Raw genomic sequence first — 21,690 nt, 5'->3', positions numbered from 1 at the left:
TCATACCATTTTAACAGCTATTCTATGACAGGCGTTGTTGAGGTATCCCTTGGGGTTCCAACCGGGCAAAACCATGGGTTGGGATTGCCCTTGGGAATCCGTGGCTCTTGCCCAAACTTCGTAATAGCCTTTTTTTGGAAATGATATTGAAGCCTTGAAATGCTGCCAAGCAAGTCGATTTGAAGACTCTTTCAAAGAGCAGTTGTGCCAAGTGCTTCCAAAATCTATGGAATATTCCATTTTGGAGACCTCCAGTTCCCCGGCCCAGGCATGACCATTAATTTGTAGGTTCTGCCCATTTTTTATGAGTGCCCCGCTCTTGGGAAAGGTAATCAGGGATTTTACGGGCATGGATTCAATAATACACATATTTTCATCATCCACTTTGGTACCGGGAGCAACCGTCTCACAAGGAACCCGGTAAGAACTTCCTCCCATTTTTTCACCATCATGTACCTTGTTTCGCACACTGATACGGGTCAGCCATTTTCCCGATGTGGAGGCTGGCCATCCACCACACACCAACCGAAGTGGAAATCCGTGCGCCAATGGAATGTCCTCGCCATTCATGGAAAACGCCAAAAGCGTTTCGTTCTGCATTGCTTTTGCTATAGGAACCCCTCTGGAAATAGGTTCTTTTCTTGGGTCACCACTTAAATGGGTGTCGGCCGCATGGTACCCAATGTATACCGCATCTGGGTTTATGCCCACATCTTCAAGTACATCCCGAAGTCGTACCCCGGTCCATTCGGCACAAGAGACGGCCCCAACGGTCCATTGGTTTCCCTTTGCGGGTGGATTGAACTCGCTTCGCCCATTTCCACCACATTCCAAGGTGAGTTGATAGGTATGCTTTGTAAATCGTTGTTTGAGTTCATCCAAGGTATACGTTTTTGGGTTTTTCACAGATTCCCCATCTATGGTCAAAGCCCATGTGGAAACATCTATGTTCTCTGGGATTTTCCCATTGTTTCGGATGAACATGTATTTGTTGGGGGTGATGTCGTCATTCAACAAATGGGCCTTGGCCTCCATGTTCCATGGTTTGTCATTCAGGACAACCATTTCCTTGTCCTTGTTGAAAAGTTTAAACGGGTCTGGATCTTGGAGCCCCACTGGGAAATAGTTTTGGGGCATTTTGTGACCAAAGACCACTTCGGTTCCCAGAATGCCTGCCATGGTGGCCAATGATAATTTTTGAGTGAACTTTCTTCTTTCCATAAAAAACCAATCCTAAATCTATGATAAAAATAAATAGAACTGTGTAACCCATGTTACCGAATTCTTTTTAGATGTGCTATATCTTTGATATTGAATGAATAATAGTTTTTGAAAGACTGCTGAATCCGGCGTTTTTCTGGGTGACACATAAAACATATTTATATGAAAAAGAACATGGGCGGTTCGGACCGCATAATAAGATTGGTTGTGGCGCTAGTGGTATTTTCCCTTTATTATTTTGGGGTCATATCAGGTACTTTAGCCTATGTCCTAATGGCATTGGCCGCCATATTTGTTCTAACAAGTTTTGTAGGTTTTTGTCCTTTGTATGTCCCTTTTGGAATTAAGACATGTAAAACAAAGGATTAGGTTTTTTCTTGATTGGTTGATGACAAAGCCACCCTTTTTGGGTGGCTTTTTTGTGCATCGAGGTATAGCTATCCGAATTCTTGTTTTATGAGAATTGTCATACTTTAAGGTTAATAAGGCCGCTATATTTGCGGATATAAAATACGCAACTATGAAAACTTTATTAGCTCTACCCTTAGTTTCCTGGGACAACGGTATTATCATGATCGCTGTATTTGGTGCAGTGGTGGTTGCTTTGGTGCTGGCAGTTCTAATGATGATGAACAGCGGGAAAAAGTAATTTTTCAATCTTATTTTTCTTCATATGGATCCCCTTTCAAAATAGGTTTGTTCGTAACAAGTCATGTTTTGGAAAGATGACCCAGCTTTTCTTGGACGCAACTCTATGCGTCTGTTTTCTTTTCTTTTTCCAACACAGCAGTGACAGGATAATGGTAACCAATGTTACTGTGGGAGGAATTACGCCATCCTAATTTTGCTTCAAATCAACTGAGATATGAAGCGATTATATGTTTTAATGATATTCTTTTTTGCTCAAGGTCAATTTTTTGCCCAAGAGCAAGTCAAGATTTCCTTGGAAGATGTCCTAATAAGAGTACAGGAATCCAATACCAGTATTAAGTTATCTGAACAGGATGCTAAAATGGCCAAATACGATTATAGGTTCTCCAATTCCATCTATTTGCCACAGATTGCGGTATCACACACGGGAATGGCAACCACGAATCCATTGATGGCTTTTGGTTCTAAATTAAACCAAGAGGTTTTGACCCAGGCAGATTTCAATCCAGCTTTACTGAACGACCCCGATGAGATCAAAAACTATGCAACCGTGGTATCGGTGCAACAACCCTTGATCAACCTGGATGGGTTTTACCAGCGCAAAGCGGCCAAAACTACCATGGAAGCCAAAGAGCTCCAGGCGATGAGAACCCGGGATTATTTGGATTTTGAGGCCCAGAAAGCCTATGGACAACTGCAATTGGCCCATCGTGCCGTGGCGGTGCTGCAAAAAGCATATGAAGCGGCAAATGCCAACTTGAATATGGCACAGAACAGTTATGATCAGGGATTGCTTCAAAAAGCAGATTTATTGGAAGTGAAAGTGCGGGTGACCGAAGTTTCCGATCAGCTGAAAACGGCAAGGAGCAATGTCCAAAACGCATCGGACTATTTGGCTTTCTTGATGAACGAACAGGGAAACGTGGTCTATGAACCCTCCGAAGAACTGGTTCCGGATAACCTTGATGAAAACATGCATGTTTCCTTGGAAAACAGGGCCGATGTAAAAGCCATGGATTTGGTGTCCGAAGCCTATAAAGCAAACATGAGGGCAGATAATATGACCTTTTTGCCTAGGCTCAATGCATTTGCCAGTTACGAAATGTACGACGACCAGATTTTTCAGGCAGACGCCAAAGGATACATAGTCGGGGCAAGTTTGAGCTGGGACGTGTTCAAAGGTTCCCAACGATTTGCCAAAGCAGGAAAAAGCAAAACAAACTATGAAAAAGCAAAACAAGAATACGAACAGTACGTCGCCAAAAGCACTATGGAGCTACAACGCACCAAACGGATGGTCGAAGATGCGCAAAGCAGGCTCCAGACCTCAAAATTGGCTATGGAACAGTCCGAAGAATCATTGAGGATACGTACCAACCGATTTGGGGAAGGCTTGGAAAAAACAACCGATTTATTAATGGCCGAGGCCACTTATGCCGAAAAGCAATTGGCCTACTATCAGACCATTTTTGAATACAATCAAGCCCAATCCCTACTCACATTTTTAACCAAAGAATAATTGTAACATGAAAAACACTACGATATATAAAAGTTTCATTTTAACTGCATCCTTGGGTCTTACCCTAATGGGCTGTGGAAGTGATAAAAAGCAAACTGCGGATACAACCGCAGCAGTACCGGTAACCGTTGCCGATGTGGATACAGGAGATAGCTCCACCATTTTGGCAGGAAGTGGTCAGATTAAAGCTGTGAACAGCGCAACCTTGAGTACCCGAATGATGGGCTATGTGGAGTCATTACCTGTAAAAATTGGTCAGAAAGTAAACAAGGGAGACCTTCTTATTTCTATCAACAATGTGGATCTGCGGGCCAAAAAAGCACAAGTGGAAGCTTCTATTACCGAGGCTACGGTAGCCTTCAACAATGCAAAGAAAGATTACGAAAGATTCCAGAACCTTTTCAAGGAAAGCAGCGCCACACAAAAGGAATTGGATGATATGACTGCGCGCTACGAAATGGCCAAAGCCAGATTGGAAGCAGCCAATCAAATGAAGAACGAGGTGAATTCCCAGTTCGCCTATGCCAACATTAGGGCGCCTTTTAATGGGGTGGTCACCAATACCTATATCGATGAGGGGGCCATGGCCAACCCAGGTGTTCCCTTGGTTTCAGTGGAATCCCCTGGTGGTTTTGAGGTAGAGGCCAAAGTAGCCGAAAACAATATTTCTGCCATTAAAGTAGGTACAACAGCCCAAGTTTTGGTAAAAGCGTTGGATACCACCCTTACAGGTGAAGTATCCGAACTGAGTGCTTCGGCACAAAATACTGGAGGACAATATATAATGAAGGTGGCATTGGACAAGACAGAAGCCAAGATTTTGTCAGGCATGTATGCAACCATAAGGCTGGAGACGGAACAAAAAGGTTATGGGAATGACATGGTTGTGGTTCCGTCGAAGGCCCTGGTGCATAAAGGTCAATTGACCGGGGTGTATACCTTGGGACAAGATAATGTGGCCTTGCTTCGCTGGTTGCGTTTGGGTGAGAATTATGGAGAGGAAGTAGAAGTATTGTCCGGTTTATCCAAAGGAGATCAATACATCGTATCAGCCGAAGGAAAGCTGTACAATGGCGTTAAAGTAAGCATTCAATAACCCTAAAAAGCTAACAATGAAAGACGGACTAGCAGGAAAAATAGCCAAAGGGTTTATCAGCTCCAAACTAACGGTGCTCTTAATGATCGTGTTCATGGTCATTGGGGTGTACAGTTCTTTTTTGATCCCAAGGGAAGAGGAGCCACAGATTGATGTGCCCATGGCGGATATTTTTGTGGGATACCCTGGGGCCAGCCCAACAGAGGTGGAATCCAGGATCACAAAACCGCTTGAAAAAATCATATCCAACATTAAAGGCGTAGAGTACGTGTACACCACTTCCATGCAGGAGCAGGGGATGGCCATTGTACAGTTCTATGTTGGGGAAGATATCGAAAGATCATTGGTGCGTTTGTATGATGAGATAAATAAGCACATGGACCAAATACCCAACGGGGTTACCATGCCGTTGGTAAAAACCCGAGCTATTGATGATGTGCCTATGCTTGCTCTAACGTTATGGAGCGATGAATATGATGACTTTCAATTACGAGAGATTTCTGGAGAGTTGATCAATGAGGTTGAAAAAGTAAACGGGGTTTCCATTACCAAAAAAATTGGAGGAAGAAACCGTCAGCTTAGGGTGGTTGTGGATAAGGATAAAATGGCCGAATCAGGTATCGATATGTTGGCCGTGGCCCAAATGATTCAGGCCAACAACCAACAAATGGATGCTGGGAATTTCCTTTCCAACGATACTGAGTTCCACATCAGCACAGGGAACTTTTTGGAAAGTAAGGAAGATCTGGAAAATCTGATCGTTGGCACTAAACAAAATCAACCTATTTATCTAAAACAGGTAGCAACCGTTTTGGATGGGCCTGAATTGCCTAAAAATTATGTTTCCCTTGGATTTGGAGCTGCAAGCGAGAAGTCAGAAACTTTTAAATCTGAATACCCAGCGGTAACCATTTCCATTGCCAAAAGAAAAGGCGCCGATGCCATGAAGATTGCCGATGTGGTGTTGGACAAAGTGGAGCATTTAAAATCAAATTTGATTCCCGATGATGTACATGTTGAGGTAACCCGTAACTACGGTCAAACAGCTTCGCAAAAAGTATCCGAATTGTTGATGCACTTGATCGGGGCAATCATCGCCGTAACCTTTGTGGTCATGTTGGCCATGGGTTGGAGGGGTGGATTGGTAGTGTTTCTTTCCGTACCGATCACATTTGCTTTGACCTTATTGAGCTATTACATGCTCGATTACACTTTGAACCGAATCACTTTGTTTGCTTTGGTGTTTGTAACTGGTATTGTGGTGGACGACTCCATTATTATTGCGGAGAACATGCACCGCCACTTTAAGATGAAACGTCTGCCGTTCAAGGATGCGGCACTCTATGCCATCAATGAGGTAGGAAACCCGACCATCTTGGCCACCTTTACGGTAATCGCATCGGTATTGCCCATGGCGTTTGTATCTGGTTTGATGGGACCTTATATGTCCCCAATGCCCATCGGAGCATCCATTGCCATGTTGTTGTCCTTGTTTGTGGCCTTGACCATTACCCCTTATTTGGGATTCATCTTCTTGAGAGAAAAGGACAAAAAGAAGAACAAAAAGGAAAAAGAGGCGGTCGAAATTCAGGACACTTTTATTTATAAAGCCTACGAACGTTTCGAAAAACCACTGATTGAAAGTAGAAAGAAGCGATGGGTTTTTATTGGCATTACTGTGGTGTTGTTATTTGCTTCAGTTGGAATGTTCTTTACCAAATCGGTAGCCGTAAAAATGCTTCCTTTTGATAACAAAAACGAATTTCAAGTGGTGATTGACCTCCCTGAGGGATCTACTCTGGAACGTACTTCAGCAGTCGCTAAAGAAGTAGGGGCCTACTTGTCCACAAGACCTGAGGTGGTGAACTATCAAACCTACGTGGGCACATCAGCACCTATTACGTTCAACGGATTGGTGAGACACTATGACCTACGTGGCGGAAGCAACATGGCCGATATCCAAGTAAACCTTACCGACAAGCACGACCGTAGCGAACAAAGCCACGATATTGCTAAGTTGTTGCGACCTAAAATCCAGGAGTTGGGCAAAAAGTACAATGCAAACATCAAGATTGTTGAAGTACCACCAGGACCTCCTGTATTGTCCACCATTGTTGCTGAGGTGTACGGGCCCGATTACGACAAGCAAATTGCATTGGCCGATGATGTAAAAGGCATCTTGAACAATACCACCGATGTTGTGGATGTGGATTGGATGGTTGAGGACGACCAAGTGGAATACGATTTTGTGGTGGATAAAGAGAAAGCTATGCTTTATGGCGTAACGCCACAACAAATTGTACAGGTGATGGCCATGGCCTTCCGTGAGCAGCCAGTTTCCCATATTTATCGCGAAGAAGCATTTGACCAAATCGGAATTGTGCTATCCGTTAGTGAAAAAGACAAATCGAACTTGGATCAGATTCAACAATTAAAAATAACATCCCAACAAGGGAATATGGTGTCCGTTGGTGATTTGGTTTCCATTAAAGAGGGGACAAAGGCCAAGAGCATCTATAGAAAAAACCAAAAGCGAGTGGTTTATGTGATGTCCGATATGGCAGGTGAATTGGAAAGCCCAGTGTACGCCATTTTGGGCATGACGGATAAGTTAAATCAATTGGAATTGCCCCAAGGTTATTCCATTAATGAGCTCTACATGGAGCAACCCCAGTATGAAGATGACTATACGGTAAAATGGGATGGGGAATGGCAAATAACCCTTGAGGTGTTCCGTGATCTGGGGATTGCGTTCCTCGGTGTAATTGTGATCATTTACATGTTGATCGTAGGATGGTTCCAAAACTTTAAAGCGCCAATGGTAATGATGGTGGCCATTCCACTTTCCTTGATCGGGATTGTGTTGGGGCACTGGATGTTGGGTGCATTTTTTACCGCAACCTCCTTTATCGGGATGATTGCCCTTGCGGGAATCATGGTGCGGAACTCGGTATTGCTCATCGACTTCATCAACCTACGGTTGAATGAGGGAATTCCCCTAAAGCAAGCCGTAATTGAAGCAGGTGCCGTACGTACCACACCTATTTTGTTGACCGCGGGAACCGTGGTTATTGGAGCTTTTGTGATCTTGTTCGACCCTATTTTCCAAGGGTTGGCCATATCACTTATGGGAGGAACCATAGTGTCTACCGTATTGACACTCTTAGTGGTGCCCTTAGTGTATTATATGATTGAACGAAAAAATTACAACTAGCATGGAACCTTTGCAAAACGATAAAAGTAAACACATGAAAATGATCATTGTTACCACGGTGGAAGAATACAAAAAGGATGTCTTGAAGATTTTTAAAAAGGCAGGTGTTGAAAGCTTTAGCGGTTCCGATATCGATGGATACAAAGGAGCCGCCCCATTGATGTATACCAGCAGTTGGTTCCCCAGTGAAAAAGGTGGGGCCGCATCCAATATGTTTTTCTCGTTCACCGAAGAGGAAAAAGTAACCGAACTGTTCAAACTCTTGAAACAGTTTAATGAGGAGAGCGAGACCACCAATCCCATAAAGGCGGTGGAAATCCCTATTGAAAGAACCGTTTGAAATACTTAAAATGAGAAATAGAATTGTAAGAGGAGTAGCAGGGAGCTTTATATTGATCAGTTTGATCTTTGCCATTTATGTGAATATCAACTGGCTTTGGTTCACTGCATTTGTAGGAGCCAACTTGTTGCAATCTTCCCTCACCAAGTGGTGTTTGTTGGAAGATATCCTGAAAAAGTTTGGTGTTTCCGACTCGGACAAGAGTTGCTGTTGAAACCGTAGGTTTGATATTTAAGGCATTTTCTCCACCTTTGTCATAAATTGGAGAAAATGCTTTATCAACCTTGGCCTTGGTATGTAGCCGGGCCCCTTATTGCCATCCTTATGGCATTGCTCATTTTAATGGGCAAACGCTTTGGAATGTCCTCCAATCTCGAGACGTTTTGTTCCATCGGAGGCGCAGGAAAATTCACGGATTACTTCAAAGTTGATATAAAATCCAAACGCTGGAACCTATTGGTGGTTCTAGGCTCCGTTATTGGAGGATTTTTGGGAGCACATTGGTTGTCGCCCAATCCTACCGTGGATATTTCACCCAAAACCGTAACCAAACTTCAAGAATTGGGCTTTGATAGTGCTGGGAAAGCCTATTTGCCCACGGAGCTTTTTAGTTTGGAATCGTTGTCCGATCCTAAGGTTTGGATCATTCTGTTGATTGCAGGTTTTTTGGTGGGCTTCGGAACCCGTTATGCCGGTGGGTGCACTTCTGGACATGCTATTTCAGGCTTGAGTAATTTACAGCGACCATCACTCATTGCAGTTATCGGATTTTTTATAGGTGGACTGATCATGGTTCACTTGTTGTTTCCCCTAATTTTTGGATCATGAAGAACTTGGCATATATTTTTATCGGTACTTTTTTGGGAATTGTCCTTTACAAATCGGAAGCGGCCTCTTGGTTCAGAATTTATGAGATGTTCCAATTTGATTCATTCCACATGTACGGCATAATCGGTTCTGCTTTGGCCCTAGGGGTTGTTTTGGTCTTATGGATTAAAAAATCAAAAGTGAAATCCTTTTCAGGAGAACCCATTAGCATACCCGACAAGGAAAAATCTTTTGCCCGATATATTGTGGGCGGAACCCTTTTTGGATTAGGCTGGGCATTGGCCGGAGCTTGTCCAGGACCCATTTATATTTTGGTGGGCGCTGGTTATTGGTCTATCATTATCGTGCTGATTGGAGCCATTTTAGGAGCTTTTACCTATGGTGTATTAAGGAATAAATTACCGCACTAAGGTTGATTGAACGGTATATTTGGGCCAAACAACGATTATGAATGGTTTGTTGCTCGCAAGCCTCTTTCTTTGTCTGTCCCAAAACTTACGTAATTAACCCTGCATGAAGCTAACCACGTTTATTATTGACGATGACTTGGTGTCGCAGTTTGCGACCCGGTATTGCATACAACAATCCCATGGTAATTTTGACATTGTTACTTGCTCCAGCGGAGAGGAAGGCATAAACGCCTGTTTGAGTTCTATTGAGGAGCACGACAGATTGCCCGATATTATTTTTTTGGACCTTGTAATGGATGGGATGAACGGTTGGGACTTTCTAGAAAATTTGCAGACACTATTCAAAAAACATGAACTGCCAAGTGTTTATGTGCTTTCAGCCTTTACCAATGCCAAGGACCGAGCGATAGCCAAAGGTCACGGTCTGATTGCTGGTTATATTGATAAACCTTTGTCCCGTTCCTATTTGGAAAAAATCTTGAAAGAAGAGGAGAAAAAGCGTGTTGTTTAGTTCCTATCCTGTTCCTGATGAAAAGAATCTAATTAGATTGCTGCAATTGCATAATGTTTTTCAAAAAAACATATTTTTGCATTCCATTTTTAAGGATGGCCCCGTAGTTCAATGGATAGAATAGAAGTTTCCTAAACTTTAGATGCAAGTTCGATTCTTGCCGGGGCTACTTTTTGACTTCTGAATGATTCAATAAATCATTAAATGAATGAAAATCAGATATTTAATATTTTTTGATTTTAATTGAATTCCTTTGATTTTGGCTTTTAGAGTTCACAAATCGTCAACATTTTTCAGGTTGCTGTTTTAAGATAAGTAATTAAAATTCAGTAATTTAGTTGTTATACTCGATTTGATTTGACTTTCGTCTTCGTAAACATTTAACTAAAAGAAGACAATTATGAGGTCAAATTCCACTTTTTCCGTCCTGTTTTGGCTTTATTCCAGTAGGTCTAAAAATGGCAAAGCTCCCATTTATGCCAGGATTTCTGTAAATGGAAAAAAGCTCAACATCAGTTTAAAGCGAAGGATTCCAATCAATGAATGGGATTCAAATAAACAGCGTGTAAAAAATTCTTCCATACATGCCAAATCCATCAACCAATATCTTGATGGGTTCTACTCTGGTTTGTTTCATTCATTCCAACAATTACGAATAGAGGGTAAACATATCACTCCTAAGAGTGTAAAGGCCAGGTTTCTGGATGAGGAAGTGGAGAATCAACATTTTACCATGAAGGACTTAGTGTCCTACCATAATTCCAATATGTTTCCCAAGCTCCACGGAAATACCTCGAGACTCTACCTGACAAGCCAGAAGTATATCTTTTTATTCTTGAAAACAAAATTAAAATTGGAAGACATCAGACTTGATGAACTGAATTATAAGTTTATCCTTGACTTTGAAAATTTTCTTCGCAAGCATAAACCTAATCACTATCAGAAGCAAATTGGTAACAATGCTGTAATGAAGCATATTCAAAGACTGAGGAAAATGGTCTCTCTGGCCTATCGACTGGAGTGGATAGATAAAGACCCGTTTAGGCAGTTTAAACAAAGGTTGACCCCTACGAACAGAGAATATTTAGGTTCCGAGGAACTTCAAGCGATTGAAGAATTGGAGCTTCAAACCAAGCGATTAAAAACTGTTAGAGATCTTTTTGTATTCAGTTGCTATACCGGTATATGCTATACTGATTTAATGCTTCTGACCGAAGATAACGTAATAATGGGGTTGGATAAAAAATATTGGATAATCACTAAAAGGCAGAAAACCCATAACCCTGTTAAAATACCACTTTTAAAAAAAGCTATGGATTTGATTGAACGGTATAAACAAGATTCCAGATCAGTAATAAATAATACGCTGTTCCCAAGAATATCAAATCAAAAGATGAACGCCTATTTGAAAGAGATTGCAAGTGAAGCAAAAATTAAAAAGAATCTTACATTTCACATGGCAAGGCATACGTTCGCCACGACAGTTACCCTGACCAATGGTGTACCCATAGAAACCATTTCAAAAATGTTGGGACATCGAAAACTTACCACCACCCAGATTTATGCAAAGGTGTTGGAAAGGAAGGTTGGTGAGGATATGGAGATTTTGAGAAGCAAATTAGAAGTAGCAACCGAATCAGATTTAAAGAAGAAAGCGAACCAAGGGTAACGTAGTGTTGCAAGTCCCAATCTTACCCAGACTTTTGCGCTTGGTTCCTATCGAGTTTTTGTAGTGTTCGGGAAGATAAATTCATTCAACAGCTTCTAATAAACAAAAACCACTGAATTTATTGTTACTCTATACACCAAAGAAAGGTATTTCGGTTTTCACGCTTGCGTGAAAAAAGGAATAGCAAGAGGGTGATGCGCAGATTGCGCCATCATGGTTGTTTTCGGGTCTTCAACAAGTTGAAAACCAGTTGATTGACCTGATTTTGTAATACTTCACAAAGATCGGGGCTACAGTAAACTTTTCCTAAATCTACAGTAAACCCTTTGGGAAGCCCTGTAAGCCCTGGAAATTTTTGACGAAAAAATTGACACAATTTGATGAAAAAACAAAATGGCCTATGGAAGCAGTCTAAAGCTTAAAATAACGGAATGGAGATTGGAACAATATAAAATTGAGGCTAACAGACCGTTGGATTACCTCAAATGATGAGAAGAGTATATCGGATTAATGGATAAAATTACCTCGCTCAGTAGTATTAGTTAAGGGTAAGTTTTGGGACGCTTGCAGCACTTCACTGCGTTACGCTCGCTAAATTTTGATTTTTAATACTAAATGAATCTTGGGTAGCGCAAGCTTTTCATAAAATCAAGTTTTCTAGAACTCATCTGTCAATTGTCCATCACCCCAAATACCTTTTTGTAGTATTTTATGCTCATTGTTATAAAAAATGCCAAGTCCAGTGCGTTTTCCTTGTGAAAAATCACCAAGATAATATTGTCCGCTAGGTCTATAGAATTCTTGACCGTAACCGTTATGCTGTTCATTTACAATTGTTCCGATATGCGCCATTCCAGATTTCCAAGAATAAGCACCTACATGATCTCTTTTACCATTGGTAAAAAATCCAACATAGCTATCTCCATTGTCAAACTTGTAGTACCCAAATCCATTCTGACAGTCACCTACACAGTTTCCCCGTGCAATTTTCTTCTTGTAATCATCGGTAAGGAAATCCTGAACCAACTTTCCTTTTTCGTATTTGCCTGCCTGCAATATTTCACCTCCGTTTTTAATATAGCCATAGCCATTCTGATACCCTTTTGCCCATTGTCCAATGTAATAGTTCTTACTGTCTATCCATGTGTATATGCCAAATCCATCTCTAAATCCATCAACAAAGTTTCCCTGATAGTATCCTGAATTGTCCTTGTAAAATAAAGTTCCTTGCCCATTTGCCTTTCCATTGCTAAAAAAGCCTTCAATAGTGTAGGTCCCAAAATCTGCTTTCCCAAAGCCATTGGAACAGTCACCATTTAAACATGTTGTGGTGACCTCGTTTTTGGTCGCTTCAGCCTTCCCTTGTTTAGTGTCATTTCTGAGCCTGGTAATGTCTTGAAGAAATTTCATGGATTTAGACATTAAAATGGGGTCGCTGAGTTTTGGCAGGTCTTGTAATTTCCCCTGATTGGATGAATAAGCCAATTCTGGAGTTGTTGGTGTACCGTTACCGCTAATGGTGCCGTTAATGTAGGTGATGGTCCTGTATTTTACTTCGTCAATATTCCATTGATACTTACTTCCCGAATAGTTAGATGCTTTGAATTTTGTTCTTTTGATCCAATTGCCATATTCATCATACACATAATCGTATAAAATGCTTTCCCATATATTGGACATCCCCAATTCTTCCTCCAAATGGTTTTGGTCATTGTACCGAAAGTAGCGTATGTCATCTTGGTTATATGATTCATGTAATTTTAATCCATCGTAGGAATAATTGCTCGTATAGAAAACCGTGGCCTTACCATTGCTGGATTCGGCAAGTTCATAAACGATCACATATTTTTGATATTTAAAGATGGCCCCATATTTTAAACCACCCAGAACAATATATTGCCCTTCATCATTTTTTATGGTTTCCGGTAAGTCATCCGAAATTATACCAATGGGTGTTTTGTAGATGTAAAGTGTTTTGTCGAGGCCTTCTTGTTTTCCCGATGAGTTGAACTTCTTCATAATGGCTTTTGAACTATCGGCCAAGTAATTATAGGAGATACGTGTTTCATAATTGTTGTCCAAGTAAAGTTTATCCTCTATCAAATACCCATTGGAGTCGAACAGAAGTTCATTCTTTTCACTATATAAATGGGCTCCAATAACATGATATTTGGTGATGGACATTGCTTTTACCTGTCCATCCTTGATGTCAAAATTGCTAAGGTGCAGGTTTTGAGCAGATCCGTTGTAATGAAAAAAGTGTGCAAGAATTATAAGTACGGCAGTGGAGACTTTTTTGACAATGGTTTTGGAATTCATCTGTTTTGATGGATTGGTTCCCAGCAAAACTACCGGAAACCCCACCTGTAGTGCAATAGGACAATTGCCCTATTGTATGGATTTGTACAGGTTCTAATTTTGGGTTTGTAAAATAACTGACTCATGCCCACTTTAGAAATATTGCCCTTAGAACATGGAGATAAAACTAAGCTTAGGCGTCAGTTATATGGCATGTTGCTATTTCCGGTAGTCGTGATTGGAATATTCTGGTCGTTCCTTTCTATTATGTTCAATTCCAGTTTTGCCAATGATGCCTTTGGCATTTATATGATGATGGCATTCTTGGTTTTATTTTTTGGCGTCATAGCCTATATCATTGCATCTACAGCAATCGATTTAAAAAGAAGGGTTAAAACACGGATTTCTGGAAAGATTACGGATAAGAGGCTGCACAAGTCCACTGTTAGTGATAGACCTGTTCATGGTCATAGAAATAGGACAAAAACCACAAGTTCATATTATATCTATATTGATAATGATGAGTTTGCAGTGGACTACTCTTGTTACTCGAAAGCTAGGGTAGGTACAGAGGTGCAGTTGGACCGTGCCCCCAAATCAGGAATTACATTAGATTTTCAAGTGGTGCGGCAGGCTGATGAAACCAATGGTATTCCAAAAGAAGATGAAGAGGAAAAGCATTTGGAGAAGCACGTACCCCACGCTAGATATACACCAAAAGATCATGAGGTTTTGAATCGTAAATGGAAAGCTGAAATAAAAAATCGTCTGGTCAAATCCAGCCCTTTTCTAGCCATCGGATTTCTATTGATCATAAATGGATTTTGGAGTTTTGTAGTTGTTCTTTTTCCGCTATGGGCCGTACCCCTTTATCAAGGATATAGACTTTACGCAGTTTACCGAAATTATAATAAGAACAAGAATAGGTCATATAAACGTGGCGTGCCCGCGATAGTGGAAGATAAATTTATCCATACCTCTAACCGACATTCAAATAATAATCGGATCGTACTTACAACAGGGTCACTATTGGTAAGTACGGTCTTGTACGATAAACTTTCTGTTCGTGATAAGGTAATTTTATATAAAACCCAATATGGCAATATACCGTTAAGTTTAGTGCTTCCCAATGGTGAAGAAATCCATCTTCTCTAAAAGCTAGTTATGCTCGGCAGTGTGTTGTTATTGATTGCGATGATAGGGCCTATGGTACTCTTGGCAACTTTTCTACATTATCTTTTTCCCGTTGAGAATGTCAATGGATTTGATCAATGGGTTCCGGCAATAGTATCGGCGCTTTCAGCTTGGTCCTTTTTTACAAGTTGGTTATGGTTTTATCTGTTTAACCTCTATTTGAGTTTGCCCGTATTCCTTCTTGCACTTGCACTACATCTTTATACTGTCCGCAAAAATCTGAACCCGAAGTTGATACAAATAAATACCGCCTTGTTAATGGCTACAATATTGATGGGGTTTGTAAGCTTCCTTTATTTTGATATTTAAGATGAAAACTGTCGGTTTTCCTTCATTTTACGACAATTGCCCTATTGAAACCAAGATACTGGGAGACTAGGTTTGTTCAAAACTTTAAACCAATAGTATGAAACGTATCAATTTATCTGTATTTTCTTTTTTATTGATCCTAATGTGTGTCTTGCCAGAGGTCAATGCCCAAAATGTCAAGGATTTTAAAATCAAAATGTTGGGGCCCGCTAATTTGAATTTTAGAAAGAGCCCAAAGAGAATTGTTATTTCCGATTTTCAAGTCAATTTCCAAACAGCACTTCAATTAGAGGACAAGAAAAAAGGCGGAAAACTGTGGAGAGGTGGAATAAAAGGTGATGCCAAGGCATCTTTGACCTTGGTGTTGGATGGGCTCAATATGGACGAGCTGCAGCAACTAACCGATAAGCTCTTTGAACAATATAAGGCAGACCTTGTTTCCAAAGGATTTGAGATAGCTCCCATTGAAGAGTTATGGAACCATAGCACCTATCAAAAAAACCGTGAGAAACGATGGGATTTAAGGTCAGGTCAAGGTGGGGAAAAAGGAGATGAGTTCGGGGCCATCGTGATGCGTCCTACCGGTCAAAAATTTATTGTGAACAAGCAATCCATGGAAAATAAGAAGACCGGTCCCTTGAAAATAGCCAATTATGAAGAGCAAGTCGAAATGAAGGTATCCAACCAAAAAACTGATTTTATATTCAATAAGGTAGTGTTGAACGTACTGGCTTTCGATAATGCATTGAGCGAAACTACACGAGCCTTGAACAGACATGCCGGATATGCACAGGTAAAGGCAGAGACCGATTTTAAGATTGATTCAAAAAGTTACAATAAGTTTAATATAGGCATGATGGTTTCCAATCGTGGTGTAGAGGTAGAAGGGGTTCTTGAAAAGCAAAAGTTTGATGCTTCCCAAGGGGCAGATGTGGACAGAAGAGGAATGGATGCTGGGGTGTTTCACGTCTGGCGTGTAGAGGACAAGGAAGACATAAATGTCTCAGTCGTTAAATGTGACCCAGAAACGTATAAGAAAGGTGCAGAACTGGCCATTACATCTTTTTTGGATGCCACTATCGAGAAGTTGGTGGACAAAGCGAATTAATTTTTCTGCAAAAACTTAAATTATATAATCAATTGGATTAGTTTTAAGCACCAACCATTTTTTTCTCTAATGACCGTTTTTCAGAAGACCCTGATCCCCATTTTCCTTTTCGGCCTAATGTCTTTGCATACTGTTGAGGCGCAGGATATTCAACAAGCCATCAATGTGTTGAAAGATACCTTGGAAGTCAAGGAAGGTGAGGATAGGATTCTAGTATTGAAAGATATCGCAATGAAGTTTCGTTCCATAGATATGGACAGTGCCAGATATTATACAGAATTGGCATTTAATGAAGCAGAAGCTTTGGATGACGATTATTACAGGGCCAGAATATGGATTGTGTACGGGATTCTCTCTTGGGACGAGGGCAGACCCAAAGAAGCATTGAGTTTTCATTTGAAGGCTAAACCTATTTTGGAAAACTCCAAAGATTATTTTGTTTTGGGAAGTCTCTATACCAATTTAGCCAATACGTACGAAGCACTATCTGAGTTTGATAAGGCGGTAGATTTTCAGTTTAAAGCTTTGGAAAGCTTTACGGAAGGAAAGGATACCCTTTGGATAGCAGGATCCTATTTGAATTTGGGGAATAGATATAAGTTGATTCAAGAACCTGGTCTATCCATGGAATATTATCTCAAAGCATTGGATTTGTACGAAAGAATCGGGAACAACTATTTTATGGCGATGTGTTATAACAGTTTGGCCGTGGCCTATTTAGAAAACAAACAGTATAACAAGGCCATTGAATATGCCAAAAAATCGTACGACACCAATAAAGATGTAGGAGCTGTTTTAGAGCTCGCATATCCTTTGACGAATTTGGCCTTAGCCAGTTGGGCACTTGGTAAATATGATGAAGCGGAACTTTATTATAATGAGGCCATAGCCCTTCAGGAAAAAAAGGGAGAGCGTTTGGCCCTGATTTCCCTAAAAAATGACTTGGCCAATATATATCTTAATCAGGGAAAAACGAATCGTGCCGAAAAATTGGCGCTGACCACATATCGAGAAGCAGATTCTATAGATTACCTTCCAGGTATTGATGCACTTTCCAAGACGCTGTCCTTGATTTACGAACAAAAACCCGATTTTAAAAAGGCCTATGTTTATCATCAAAAACATAAGGCAGCAAGAGATAGCTTATACTTTACAGAAAAGGCCAAGGAAATGTTTAACCTAAAGGAAAAGTACGAGTCGGAACAAAAGGAAAATGAGATACTCCGTCAAAAGAACGAACTGGTCGAAGGCGAGCTTGCTCTAAAAAATAGGAACAATATGCTTATGGGCAGTGGGGCTCTTTTGGCCATTCTGCTTATTGTCGGTTTTGTGATTTTTCGTGAGCAAAAGGTTAAGGCGAAGAATTTTGCAAGGGAAACCGCTTTGGAGAAGGCTATGGCCGAGGCTCGGGCACAAGAAAACCTAAAGGAACAACGTTTACGGATTGCCCGCGACCTGCACGATAATATAGGTTCGCAGCTCACATATCTTACCTCCATAACCGATTCCGCTAAAAGGGGCATAGACAAGGGAGAGGTGTTCTTGATGGAAAAGCTCACCCAAATGAAACAGTTTTCACTGGTAACCATATCCGAGCTTCGGGATACCATTTGGGCCATGAACAAGGATGAGATCAGTTTGGAAGATATCAAAGAAAGAACCCAGCAATTGGCCGCGACCGTTCATGAAGCCACGGATGATAAAGTCAGGATGAAGGTTGAAGGGAGGCCGGATCATAAGGTGCTCAATGCCTTTGTAGGGATGAATCTTTTCAGAATTATTCAAGAATCCGTGAACAATGCCGTAAAACATTCCGGGAGTGAACAGATTCAAGTCAGGTTTACCGATATTGATAAAAAAGTACAAATTGAAATAGAGGACTTTGGCCAGGGGTTTGACACATTGCAGTCATCAAATGGCAACGGACTTCAAATTATGAAGAACAGGGCCGAAAAAGCCGGGATTGATTTCAAACAAGAAAGTATAATCGGTAAAAGCACCAAGGTAACATTACAGGTTAAGGCATAATTCTTTCAGCACAAAAAAAATACAAGACCATGAGCAAAATCAAATTGGCCATTGTGGATGACAATACGTTCTTAGCTAGGGCCATCAAAGAAAAATTGGTCGATTTTGAGGAATTGGACATCAAGTACATGGTTTTTAATGGTAGCGAGCTGCTTGCTAAACTGGAAAAAAGCCATAATCTGGATTTGGTGTTAATGGATATAGAAATGCCCATTTTGGATGGGATAGAAACTGTTCGTATCATAAAACAGAAATATCCCCACATTAAAGTGCTCATGCTTACCGTTTTTGACAATGATGAAAATATCTTCAATGCCATCCAGGCCGGTGCCGATGGTTATTTGCTCAAAGAGATTGAAGGGCCAAAGTTGCACAATGCCATTGTTGAGACCATTGGCGGGGGTGCGGCCATGAGCCCTTCGATAGCGGTAAAGACCCTAAAATTATTACGCTATCCCGAAAGACAGGAATCACTGTCCGTGCAAGAGGAAGAAATTTTGCTCAGCGACCGCGAAAAGGAGGTGCTGGAGCAACTGGCCGAGGGGTTAAGCTATACCCTGATTGCCAAAAATCTCTTTCTCTCACCAAGTACGGTTAGAAAACATATCGAGAATATTTATAAGAAGCTTCAGGTCCACAACAAGTTAGAGGCCGTGCAAAAGGCAAGAAGACAAAGTTTAATATAGTACTTCAAAAAGTGTAATTTATATTGCTTTAAGTATATTTGAAATGACGAAAGACAAATCAATCACAAAAGTTCACAAATCGTCAACATTTTGAAATCAAAAATCGAAAACCCTAATAAAACAAGGGGTCCGAGAGAAAAGTTCGATTCTTGCCGGGGCTACAAAGTAGGCGCGCAAACACGCAAAGTGTGCAAAGCGAAGCTTTGGAATCGAAGTTTATGCCGTACCCAGATACGGTGATTCTTGTCGGGGCTACTTTTTGATTTCCAAAAGAGTCAGTATATCATCTCTGCTCCCCAATTCAGCTCTCATAAGACATATGGTTGTCATCATGTGGATAATGTTCATTCTTTATGGTTTGAACTTATCACGATAAGAGAAGGTAAAATAAAGCAGCCAAAATACTACCGATAATGGGACCTGCTATGGGAATAGATGAGTAGTTCCAATCACTTCCTTCTTTCTTTTTAATGGGGAGTAAGGCATGCATGATTCTTGGGCCAAAATCTCGTGCCGGATTTATGGCATAGCCAGTGGTTCCACCAAGGGCAAGACCTATGACAAATACTAGGAGAGATACAGGTACCGCACCCAAAGACCCCATGCCTATTGGGGCTTGGGTGTTGCCTTCACCCAAAAGAGGGTCGCTAAAATAGAAGATAACGAAGATGAGGGAAAATGTCCCGATGACCTCACTTAATAGGTTTGAAGGCCAATCTCTGATAGCTGGAGAGGTGCAGAAAGTAGCTCTTATGGCATCTGGGTCATCTGTAAGCCGATAATGGTTGCGATACAATGCCCAAACAGTTAAACTGCCCAACATGGCCCCAAACATTTGTGCCATTGCATATGTTGGCACGAGTTCCCATGAAAATTTACCCACTATGGCCAAACCAATGGAAACGGCAGGATTGAGGTGAGCCCCACTATATGGGCCTGCCACGACCACACCAATAAATACAGCCAGTGCCCAACCAGTGGTGATTACGATCCATCCACTGTTATTCCCTTTGGTTTTGTTCAGGACCACATTGGCCACTACGCCATTCCCCATGAGGATGAGAAAGAAGGTTCCGATAATTTCTGCTATAAATGCTGTCATTTGAGTATAGTTTATTTATGGTTAGACCAATAACTGGTGGTGTTGGTGGCTTTGTGCCATTGTCCTACTCTTTCTTCCACCTGAAAATCACCATTCGGACTATATTCCGTTTTTACTTTCCATTGCCTCTTGATTTGTTCTACATCACTCCATATACCAATGCCAAGTCCTGCGAGGTAGGCCGCTCCCAATGCTGTAATCTCTGTAGTTTCCGGTTTGATTATGCCGGATTGAAGCACATCGGATTGAAACTGCATCAAAAAATTGTTGGTAGTGGCCCCACCATCAACCCTTAACTCTTTGATTTCAATATCTGCATCTGCTTCCATGGCCTTGAGTACATCATAGGTTTGAAAGGCAATGCTCTCCAGAGCTGCTCGGGCAATGTGCCCTGCAGTGGTTCCACGAGTAATGCCCACAATGGTTCCACGAGCATGTTGGTTCCAGTGGGGGGCTCCCAACCCGGTAAATGCAGGAACAAAACTTACCCCGCCATTATCATCGGTACTGTTTATTAGTTCTTCGATTTCTGGTGCGGAATGAATAATGCCAAGTCCATCCCGTAACCATTGTACAACCGCCCCAGCAATAAAGATGCTGCCTTCCAAAGCGTAAACCACCTCATCACCAATCTTCCATGCTAGTGTGGTGAGCAATTTGTTTTTGGAAATAATGGGCTTGCTTCCAATATTCATGAGCATGAAACAACCGGTGCCATACGTATTCTTTACCATTCCTGGTTCTGTACACATTTGCCCGAACAAAGCGGCATGTTGGTCCCCTGCAATTCCTGTAATAGGGATTTTCTTTGCAAATATAGCCCCTGATGTTGTGGCCAAGTCCCCGCTGGAATCACATACTTCTGGCAACATTTTTTTTGGTATGCCGAAAAGTTCTAATAACTCATCGTCCCAAGAGAGCGTATGGATGTTATATAAAAGATATCTTGAAGCGTTGGTACTATCTGTAATGTGCTTTTCACCTTCTGAAAGGTTCCATATCAACCACGAATCAACTGTTCCGAGAGCTAATTGACCTGCTTCAGCCTTTTCACGTGCGCCTTCCACATTGTCTAGTATCCAACGAACCTTGGTTGCTACAAAATAGGCATCGATGACCAAGCCTGTTTTTTCGCGGATCATCGGTTCATGACCTTGGGCAATGAGTTCATCACAATAGTCAGAGGTGCGCCTATCTTGCCAAACTATGGCATTGTAGACGGGTTCCCCCGTTTCTTTATCCCAAACCACGGTGGTTTCCCTTTGGTTTGTGATGCCTATTGCAGCTATATCCTCTGATTTTAGTTTGGACATTGAAACCGCTTCTGCGGCAACCCCAATTTGGGAAGACAAAATCTCATTGGCATCATGCTCGACCCATCCCGGTTTTGGAAATAGTTGCCTAAACTCTTTTTGGGCTATGTTGATGGCCTTTCCATTCTGATCAAAAATCAAAGCGCGGGAACTAGTGGTGCCTTGGTCAAGGGCAAGAATATATTTTGACATG

20 protein-coding genes and 1 tRNA gene are annotated in these 21,690 nt (G+C 41.3%); 17 read left to right on the top strand and 4 right to left on the bottom strand.

The genetic code is table 11. The features are described from left to right. A complete protein-coding gene (locus EZV76_RS01305) occupies positions 1–1,221 on the bottom strand; it encodes a sulfite oxidase (protein ID WP_136564792.1) in 1,221 nt (406 codons plus the stop codon). A 162-nt stretch (positions 1,222–1,383) separates the two neighbouring features. Between EZV76_RS01305 and EZV76_RS01300 the strand changes: the two genes are divergently transcribed. From EZV76_RS01300 to EZV76_RS01250, 12 genes are all read left to right on the top strand, one after another. Further along, positions 1,384–1,590 carry a YgaP family membrane protein gene (locus EZV76_RS01300; protein WP_136564791.1) on the top strand — a complete coding sequence of 69 codons (207 nt, stop codon included), beginning with the start codon at positions 1,384–1,386 and terminating at the stop codon, positions 1,588–1,590. Positions 1,591–1,741: 151 nt separating this feature from the next. After that, positions 1,742–1,870: a hypothetical protein gene (locus tag EZV76_RS17385; RefSeq protein ID WP_262709742.1), complete on the top strand. Its 129-nt coding sequence runs from the start codon at positions 1,742–1,744 to the stop codon at positions 1,868–1,870. A 216-nt stretch (positions 1,871–2,086) separates the two neighbouring features. Continuing rightward, the gene (locus EZV76_RS01295) at positions 2,087–3,391 is read left to right on the top strand and encodes a TolC family protein (RefSeq protein WP_136564790.1); all 1,305 of its coding nucleotides are present in this window, start codon (positions 2,087–2,089) and stop codon (positions 3,389–3,391) included. 7 nt (positions 3,392–3,398) lie between these two features. Next, complete coding sequence (locus tag EZV76_RS01290) at positions 3,399–4,487, top strand: efflux RND transporter periplasmic adaptor subunit (RefSeq protein ID WP_136564789.1); 1,089 nt, start codon at positions 3,399–3,401, stop codon at positions 4,485–4,487. Between the two features lie 16 nt (positions 4,488–4,503). Further along, positions 4,504–7,701 (top strand): efflux RND transporter permease subunit, encoded by a 3,198-nt coding sequence (locus EZV76_RS01285; RefSeq protein ID WP_136564788.1) that lies wholly within the window; start codon positions 4,504–4,506, stop codon positions 7,699–7,701. A 34-nt stretch (positions 7,702–7,735) separates the two neighbouring features. Continuing rightward, complete coding sequence (locus tag EZV76_RS01280) at positions 7,736–8,041, top strand: hypothetical protein (RefSeq protein WP_136564787.1); 306 nt, start codon at positions 7,736–7,738, stop codon at positions 8,039–8,041. A gap of 10 nt (positions 8,042–8,051) precedes the next feature. After that, positions 8,052–8,255 (top strand): YgaP family membrane protein, encoded by a 204-nt coding sequence (locus tag EZV76_RS01275; protein ID WP_136564786.1) that lies wholly within the window; start codon positions 8,052–8,054, stop codon positions 8,253–8,255. Between the two features lie 56 nt (positions 8,256–8,311). Next, positions 8,312–8,869, top strand: coding sequence for a YeeE/YedE family protein (locus EZV76_RS01270; RefSeq protein WP_136564785.1), 558 nt, complete (start codon positions 8,312–8,314; stop codon positions 8,867–8,869). Next, positions 8,866–9,279 (top strand): DUF6691 family protein, encoded by a 414-nt coding sequence (locus tag EZV76_RS01265; RefSeq protein ID WP_136564784.1) that lies wholly within the window; start codon positions 8,866–8,868, stop codon positions 9,277–9,279. Before EZV76_RS01270 ends, EZV76_RS01265 begins: the two co-directional genes overlap by 4 nt. A gap of 103 nt (positions 9,280–9,382) precedes the next feature. Next, entirely contained in the window at positions 9,383–9,790 is a 408-nt protein-coding gene (locus EZV76_RS01260; RefSeq protein WP_136564783.1) for a response regulator, read from the top strand. 97 nt (positions 9,791–9,887) lie between these two features. Beyond that, positions 9,888–9,959 (top strand) — tRNA-Arg (locus tag EZV76_RS01255). Positions 9,960–10,190: 231 nt separating this feature from the next. Beyond that, positions 10,191–11,459 (top strand): site-specific integrase, encoded by a 1,269-nt coding sequence (locus tag EZV76_RS01250; RefSeq protein WP_136564782.1) that lies wholly within the window; start codon positions 10,191–10,193, stop codon positions 11,457–11,459. A 657-nt stretch (positions 11,460–12,116) separates the two neighbouring features. Here EZV76_RS01250 and EZV76_RS01245 read toward each other — a convergent pair. Further along, positions 12,117–13,778, bottom strand: a complete 1,662-nt coding sequence (locus EZV76_RS01245; RefSeq protein WP_136564781.1) for an MORN repeat-containing protein — start codon at positions 13,776–13,778, stop codon at positions 12,117–12,119. Between the two features lie 123 nt (positions 13,779–13,901). Here EZV76_RS01245 and EZV76_RS01240 point away from each other — a divergent pair, with 123 nt between their 5' ends. From EZV76_RS01240 to EZV76_RS01220, 5 genes are all read left to right on the top strand, one after another. After that, positions 13,902–14,912 carry a hypothetical protein gene (locus EZV76_RS01240; RefSeq protein WP_136564780.1) on the top strand — a complete coding sequence of 337 codons (1,011 nt, stop codon included), beginning with the start codon at positions 13,902–13,904 and terminating at the stop codon, positions 14,910–14,912. 9 nt (positions 14,913–14,921) lie between these two features. Next, positions 14,922–15,260, top strand: coding sequence for a hypothetical protein (locus EZV76_RS01235; RefSeq protein WP_136564779.1), 339 nt, complete (start codon positions 14,922–14,924; stop codon positions 15,258–15,260). Between the two features lie 97 nt (positions 15,261–15,357). Beyond that, the gene (locus tag EZV76_RS01230) at positions 15,358–16,368 is read left to right on the top strand and encodes a hypothetical protein (protein ID WP_136564778.1); all 1,011 of its coding nucleotides are present in this window, start codon (positions 15,358–15,360) and stop codon (positions 16,366–16,368) included. Positions 16,369–16,437: 69 nt separating this feature from the next. Then, positions 16,438–18,396, top strand: coding sequence for a tetratricopeptide repeat-containing sensor histidine kinase (locus tag EZV76_RS01225; RefSeq protein WP_136564777.1), 1,959 nt, complete (start codon positions 16,438–16,440; stop codon positions 18,394–18,396). Between the two features lie 29 nt (positions 18,397–18,425). Next, positions 18,426–19,082 carry a response regulator gene (locus tag EZV76_RS01220; protein WP_136564776.1) on the top strand — a complete coding sequence of 219 codons (657 nt, stop codon included), beginning with the start codon at positions 18,426–18,428 and terminating at the stop codon, positions 19,080–19,082. A gap of 367 nt (positions 19,083–19,449) precedes the next feature. Here the strand turns inward: EZV76_RS01220 and EZV76_RS01215 are convergent, their stop codons facing one another. Together EZV76_RS01215 and glpK are read right to left on the bottom strand one after the other, a co-directional pair. Beyond that, positions 19,450–20,184 (bottom strand): MIP/aquaporin family protein, encoded by a 735-nt coding sequence (locus EZV76_RS01215; protein ID WP_136564775.1) that lies wholly within the window; start codon positions 20,182–20,184, stop codon positions 19,450–19,452. 11 nt (positions 20,185–20,195) lie between these two features. Further along, on the bottom strand, positions 20,196–21,689 hold the full coding sequence (glpK, locus tag EZV76_RS01210) for a glycerol kinase GlpK (RefSeq protein WP_136564774.1): 1,494 nt from the start codon (positions 21,687–21,689) through the stop codon (positions 20,196–20,198). Position 21,690 lies beyond the last annotated feature (1 nt).

The organism is Flagellimonas alvinocaridis (assembly GCF_004916895.1).
GTDB lineage: Bacteria > Bacteroidota > Bacteroidia > Flavobacteriales > Flavobacteriaceae > Flagellimonas > Flagellimonas alvinocaridis.
Note: the sequence above shows the minus strand (reverse complement) of the source record. Positions and strands in the feature narration are given on the sequence as shown.